Origin of the sequence: Actinomyces sp. ICM58 (genome assembly GCF_000283035.1) — a bacterium.
Taxonomy (GTDB): Bacteria; Actinomycetota; Actinomycetes; order Actinomycetales; family Actinomycetaceae; genus Pauljensenia.
Genome location: NZ_ALIY01000120.1, coordinates 1 through 6,783, shown reverse-complemented (window position 1 = coordinate 6,783; position 6,783 = coordinate 1). Strand labels below are relative to the sequence as shown.

4 protein-coding genes are annotated in these 6,783 nt (G+C 59.0%); 3 read left to right on the top strand and 1 reads right to left on the bottom strand.

Translation table 11 applies throughout. The features are described 5' to 3' along the window. Nucleotides 1–143 precede the first annotated feature (143 nt). From HMPREF1138_RS10790 to HMPREF1138_RS05720, 3 genes are all read left to right on the top strand, one after another. Nucleotides 144–2,477: an AAA family ATPase gene (locus HMPREF1138_RS10790; protein WP_009057603.1), complete on the top strand. Its 2,334-nt coding sequence runs from the start codon at nt 144–146 to the stop codon at nt 2,475–2,477. Between the two features lie 180 nt (nt 2,478–2,657). After that, the gene (locus HMPREF1138_RS05725; RefSeq protein ID WP_009057605.1) at nt 2,658–3,293 is read left to right on the top strand and encodes an iron chaperone; all 636 of its coding nucleotides are present in this window, start codon (nt 2,658–2,660) and stop codon (nt 3,291–3,293) included. 162 nt (nt 3,294–3,455) lie between these two features. Then, nucleotides 3,456–5,390 carry an AMP-dependent synthetase/ligase gene (locus HMPREF1138_RS05720; protein ID WP_009057608.1) on the top strand — a complete coding sequence of 645 codons (1,935 nt, stop codon included), beginning with the start codon at nt 3,456–3,458 and terminating at the stop codon, nt 5,388–5,390. 122 nt (nt 5,391–5,512) lie between these two features. Here the strand turns inward: HMPREF1138_RS05720 and HMPREF1138_RS05715 are convergent, their stop codons facing one another. Then, nucleotides 5,513–6,721, bottom strand: coding sequence for an ABC transporter permease (locus HMPREF1138_RS05715; RefSeq protein ID WP_009057607.1), 1,209 nt, complete (start codon nt 6,719–6,721; stop codon nt 5,513–5,515). Nucleotides 6,722–6,783 lie beyond the last annotated feature (62 nt).

Sequence of the window (6,783 nt, the reverse complement as noted above, 5' to 3'; positions counted from 1 at the left end):
TATTTCGCAATCGCGCCACTCGGCGCGAACACTGAGACCCACCACACTTTGCCTTGTACTTGTCAGACAAGTGCATAACACACGCCGACCACGCTCTCCGCCATTAGGCTACAACTGTCAAAACACAACCCAAAGGAGGGCACATGATCACCGAAGTAGACCTGAGCGGAACCCCATGCTTCGCTCCTGATGCCAAGCTAACAGGCCTGAAAAAGATCAATTTCATATTCGGACCAAACGGCTCCGGGAAAACAACTCTCTCAAACAAGATTCAAACAATCAATCTAGATGACATAGAGACAGAAATTGAAGATATTGCGGTATTTAACCGCGACTACATTAAAGACTCATTCCGCGAATGTCAGGCACCGGGACACATTACGCTAGGGAAAGAGAACTCGGCACTCAAAGATGAAATTGACCAACTAACCGAGCAGCTCGAACAGCACAAAGGGAAACTCGAAGATACACAAACAAAGATTGAGGACGCTGAAAGAGAGCGAGAGAGACTGCTCGATGTTACGCAATCAAGCATTGGACCGAGGCGAAAGCAGCTCACAACAATCTTCAAAGATTACAATTCACTATACCCCAAATCAGCTCCTTTAATTCCCGGGAATAACCCCACACTATTCGCCAAACTATTACAGTTCAAAAGTTCAGAGGATGCCACACTCTCAACAAATTGTGACACCATTGAGAAAATACTCGACATTTTAAAGCAAATTCCAAAAGCTGACGCCACTGAAATCCTCGTACCATCGATCCCGGACACAAACTACACGCTATCAAGTATTGAGACAATACTAAGTACCACCGTTACCCTGAACAACGATTCCCCAATGTCAACATTTATCAATAAGCATAACCTGCACGACTGGATCCGTCGCGGATTGGCAACAGTAGAAACGGACAACCTCTCGTCATGCCCTTTCTGCCAACAAAAACTTACAGACCAGCTAATCAGCGAACTAAAGAATGTCTTCGACGATAGACACACGGCACACATTCAAGCAATCACCAAAGCTAATGAAACAATCAAAACCTATATTACCAATTGCGAGACGCTAACTACAAGCCTTGCGACAAATCCAGATTACAAGTCAATTGACTACAACACTCATCTCACCATTATCAACAAGGCTTTGAACGAGATCAGACACACTCAAAGTAAGTTGGAACAGAAGGCTAATGAATCTAACAAAATCTTATCAACAGGACTTTCAGAGGATCCCTTCCAGACAATCAGAGAACAACTAACACTCATAACATCACAGATAAATCACCATAACAATGCCATTAATGCAGGAAAGAGCAAACGAACTGAAGCGATTCGAAACGCTCGAACCGCGCTCTACAAATATCTTACAGGTGTCGAATTTTGCGACATTCTTGACACCTACCTTCAAACACTGGCCACAATCAACTTAAAGACGCCGACCGAAGCTGACATTAGCTCCATAAAGCAGAAAATCACACATATTCACACTGAGACAGACAATAAACTATCTAAAATGACACAGGTTGGTGAAAAAATGACATTCATCAACCAAATCCTGACTTATATCGGCTTCAATAGTTTCAGCCTAACAACACCCGAACAAACATCAAAACTATCAAGCCCTGAATTTCAGTCTGGACAGTACATACTCGTTCGCCACTCTAATGATGGGACCAATAACCCAATCGACACGTCAACACTCTCCGAAGGGGAGCGAACATTACTCACTTTCCTATACTTCATTACAAAGTATTACAAAGATGGCAAAGGATCTTCTCCCACTGCCAACCTACTCTCAACACTCCTAGTTATCGACGATCCCATTGCCTCCACCGATGCCGAGACTTTCTTCCTCATCACCAACATCATTCGGCGCCTTTTGGACCAAGTTTCCAGCTCCAACAATAACAATTCCGTAAAACAAGTTATCATCACATCACACAATACAAGATTCTTAAAAGAGGTAGCCTTCAGCTTTCTCAACGAAAGAGAATCTGATTCAAAGGCTTGCTATTACTCCATTCAAAAAGGTCAGACAGGCTCTTCAATTCTCGGGCCCAAGGCGAGCTCCCTCATTACCAATGAATACAATGAACTGTGGGCTGAGGTAAGACGCTGCAACAAAATTGTCGTACAGGCACGCAAAAGTCACATAACTCCTCAAGCGTTCCCGCTCCTCGGTAACACAATGCGCCGCATTATTGAATCCTATTTTCTTGATATTGGGGGACTCGGGACGATCACTTCACTAAGCAAGTCTACTGATCGCAGTACCGCAACGTTACTCGCATTTTGCAATTCATCATCACACTCATCTATTGGTTCAGACATTTACGACATTCTTCATATGGATTCTTTCAAACTACTCACCGCTTTTAAACGCGTATTCGAAACTCTCGATGGAGGGCAACATATTGGTCATTACAGAATGATGATGCGCGACCGACCAGGGGACACGTCACAGCAGAATAGTTGATCAATCGGCCATATTTGGAGGAGGACATGGCTCAATACCGCGCAGCTTCTTGAGACCGAGGTTTTCGGGCCGCCCGTGGGACACCACGGGCGGCCCCACTGTTTACGAATGAGGCGATTGACGCTTCTTGGGTTCATCGCATGAACCGCAGGTGTGCATGGGCGTTGTTAGGGTGACGGTATGGCTATTTCACCGCTTGACGAGTACCTCGAGACCATCCCCGACGACGACAACCGTGAGCGGATGGTGGACGTTCTGGTGTGGGTAGGGCTCACCTATCCTGAACTGGAGCTGCGCATCGAGTGGAACCAGCCGATGTTCACCCACCACGGCACGTACATCATCGGATTCTCAGCCGCGTCCAAGCACATGACGATGGCCCCCGAGCGCGCCACCATGATCCGCTTCGAGCAGGTCATGCGCGAGCGCGGCACGGACTTCAGCACAATGCTCGCGCGCCAACCATGGAACAGGCCCTTCGACTACGAACTCCTCGACGCATTCATTCAGCACCAGCTCGCGGAAAAGCAGGACATCACGTCCTTCTGGCGCCCCAAGGAGCACGAACTCGCGGCCGCCGATGCCGTCGCATCCGGCGCGCAGCCACCTATCGTTCGCGAGTACACCGAGGACGACGAGGAATGGCTCCGTACCACTGTCCTGCCCGCGCTCGAGCACTACCTCGCACATCCAGAAAGCGCGCACACTCTCGAAGAGTTTGATGCTCTCATCAAGCAGCCTGTTCGCGATTACGAGGAACACCCCGACGACGTCTACACGCTCGACGAGGTGAAGGCCGAGCTCGGCCTGGACTAGTACCGACGCAGCTCTGCTCCGCCCGGCCACAGCGAACACAAGTACCCACCCCTAAAGACAGCTCCACTCCCCCACCCTACGGGAGCGTAGGATAGGGGGAGCAACAGCTGCGCCGCTGGCCCCGTCCCGCGGCGCACACCGCCTAGCGACCAGGGAGCACGCATGACCACGAAGGAAACCCCGGCCTCGTCCACCGACGACGAGACGCCGCAGGCGCAGACGACCACCGACGTTACAACCGACGCGACCGCCGACTCACAGGAGGCCGCCCCCGCCACCGAAGCCCTCGAGTGGCACGCCCCCGTCCTGGTGCGCATCGACGAGCACACGACGATCCCCCACCTGCTCAAAGAACGCGTGCAGCGCGGCGCCACCCGCCCCCTCATCCTGCGCAAGATCGGCATCGGCGACACGTGGCGCTCCATCACGGCGCGCGAGTTCTACGACGAGGTCCACGCGCTCGCCGCCGGCCTCATCGCGCGGGGCCTCGAACCCGGCGACAGGGTCGCGATCATGAGCCGCACCCGCTACGAGTGGACGCTCCTTGACTTCGCGTGCTGGGCGGCCGGCCTCGTCCCCGTGCCCATCTACGAAACCAGCTCCATCGACCAGGTCGCCCACGTCCTCGTCGACGCGGACGTCCACCTCATCATCACCGAGACCGTGTCCATGGCGGAGATCGTGCGCGCAGCCGCCGAGCGCGAAAACCGGGACAACACGCACGTCCTCTCCCTGGATTCGGAGGCCATCGAAACCCTCATCGCGGACGGCTCGGCCACCCCGCGAGAGCGCGTCCTCGCCCGCTCCGAAGCCCTCACGAAGGACGACATCGCCACCATCGTCTACACGTCGGGCACGACGGGCACGCCCAAGGGCACGGTCCTGTCCCACGAGAACTTCACGAACCTGTGCCTCAACGCCCACGCGTGGATGCCGGAAATCGCGGCGGGCAAGAACTCACGCCTGCTCCTGTTCCTGCCCCTCGCCCACGTGTTCGCGCGTTTCCTGCAGGTCTTCCAGATCAGCGGCAACGGCGTCCTCGGCCACGCGCCCAACATCAAGAACCTGCTCAACGACCTGGCTTCCTTCAAGCCGAGCTACCTCCTGGTCGTCCCGCGCGTCCTGGAGAAGATCTACAACTCGGCGGATACGAAGGCGTCCGGCCCCAAGCGCAAGATCTTCCGCTGGGCGGCCAAGGTCGCGATCGCCTACTCCCAGGCCCTGGACACCGACGACGGCCCGACCGCGTCCCTGAAAGCCCAGCACGCCCTCGCCGACAAGCTCGTCTACCAGCAGATCATCCGCCTGGTGGGCGGCAACGCGGACTACATCGTGTCGGGCGGCGCGCCCCTGGCCCCCTGGCTCGCGCACTTCTACCGCGGCGTCGGCATCCCCGTCCTGGAGGGCTACGGCCTGACCGAGACGGTCGGCCCGGTCTCCGTCAACACGCCCCGCCTGTCCAAGATCGGCACCGTGGGCCCGGCCCTGCCGCCCATGTCCTTCAAGATCAGCGACGAGGGCGAAATCCTCCTCAAGGGCCCCAGCGTCTTCCAGCGCTACCACAACAACCCCGAGGCCACGGCCGCCTGTTTCACCGACGACGGCTGGTTCCGCACGGGCGACCTGGGGTCCCTGGACCGCGACGGCTACGTGTCCATCACGGGCCGCGCGAAGGAAATCATCGTGACGGCGGGCGGCAAGAACGTCGCCCCCGCCGCCCTCGAAAACCCGATGCGCTCCCACCCGCTCATCTCCCAAGTCCTGGTCGTCGGCGACCAGCGGCCCTTCGTCGCCGCTCTCATCACGCTGGACGCGGAGATGCTCCCCGACTGGCTCGCCGCCCACTCCCTGCCCCCGATGAGCGTCGCAGAGGCGGCCACGAACGTCGAGGTCCTGGCCTCCCTGGAAAAGGCGGTGGCTTCGGCGAACGAACACGTCTCGCGCGCCGAGTCAATCCGCAAGATCAAGGTCCTCACCACCGACTTCACGGAGGCGAACGGCCTGCTCACCCCCTCCCTGAAGGTCAAGAGGGCCGAGGCCACGCGCCGCTTCGCCCCCGTCATCGACGAGATCTACGGCGGCCCCGTACAAAGCTGACGCACGCACAACTAACGCACGCGCGACCGACGCTCACATGTTCGAGGCCGTGGCCAGCTCGCGCTCCCCCGATCGGTACCGGGATTGCTGAGATGGCCACGGCCTCGTGCGTGCCCGGCGACTTACTGCGAGGCGAGGGCCGCCGTTGGAGGCGTGCGCGCCGCACGGATCGCGGGGTAGAGCCCGGCGACGGCGCCGATGAGGAGAGTCGCGCCCAGACCGGCGGCGATCACCCACCAGTGCAGGGTGGGCGGCCACCCGTAGGCGATGCACATGCCCCACGTGACGCCCCCTCCGATGAGGCATCCGGCGACGCCCCCGAGGAAGGACAGGATGAGGGCCTCGGCCAGGAACTGGACGCTAATGTGTCCTCGCTTCGCACCCAGCGACCGGCGCAGGCCAATCTCCTTGCGGCGCTCCAACACCGAGATGATCATCGTGTTGGCCACGCCGATGCCACCCACCAGCAGGGCAATCGAGCCGACGCCGGCAAGCAGCGTCGTGAACGTCTGATCGGCGGCGTTTTGCGCGGCCAGCGCGTCCGAGGGGCGCGACACCTTCAGGCCCGTAGCGCCCTGTGGCGCCAGGGTCGGCCCGAGAAGGGCCCGCACGTTCTCCACCTGGTCCTCGGCGCTGCGCTCGTAGATCGTCGTGGGTGTCTTACCCGCGTCGAAGAGGGAGGCGGCAGCGGGGATGCCGATGAGCGCCGTGTTGTCGAGCTCCTCGGCCAGGGGCGCGTGCTCCATGACACCCAAGACTGTGAAGGAGCGGCCTCCCAGCCACACCTGTGTGCCCGGCTCGACGACGCCGAGCAGCTGTGCGGCCTTCGAGCCCAGCACGACGCCCGGGTAGCGGGCGGTCGCGTCGTTGAGCCACACGCCGTGCTTCATCTGCCCGGAGACGACCTCCAGCAGGTTCGTGTCCGCGGCCATCGTGATGATGCCGCCCGTCGCGTTCGGGTCCGACAGGCGCGAGCGGTAGACGGACACGCCCGACAGAGTCGACGTGGAGGCCGCCGAGGTGACGCCCGGGATCATGAGGGTCCGCCCCACGGAGTCCTCGGGCAGGATCAGGTCGGTGCCGCTCAGGTCGGCGCCGCTTCGAGCCGTCAGCATGTTGGTGCCCAGGGCCCGCAGCTGCTCTTGGAGCTGAGCCTGGGAGGAGGCGGACACTCCGACGACGCCGACCATCGCGGCGATGCCAATCGCGATGCCCAGGGCCGACAGGACGGCGCGCATCGGGCGCGAGCGCAGGCCGGTCAGGCCCAGGCGCGCCACGTCGGAGGCGCGCAGGCTCGAGCGGTGCGCGCGAGCGCGGGTGCTACTCGTCATTGCTACCTCCTACGCCTCCCGGGCGTCCCGAATCGGACACGATTTCGCCGTCACGGATGGGG

Coding starts and splice junctions, on each gene's coding strand:
- HMPREF1138_RS10790 (WP_009057603.1), top strand. CDS start 144: ATGATCACCGAAGTAGACCTGAGCGGAACCCCATGCTTCGCTCCTGAT.
- HMPREF1138_RS05725 (WP_009057605.1), top strand. CDS start 2,658: ATGGCTATTTCACCGCTTGACGAGTACCTCGAGACCATCCCCGACGAC.
- HMPREF1138_RS05720 (WP_009057608.1), top strand. CDS start 3,456: ATGACCACGAAGGAAACCCCGGCCTCGTCCACCGACGACGAGACGCCG.
- HMPREF1138_RS05715 (WP_009057607.1), bottom strand. CDS start 6,721: ATGACGAGTAGCACCCGCGCTCGCGCGCACCGCTCGAGCCTGCGCGCC.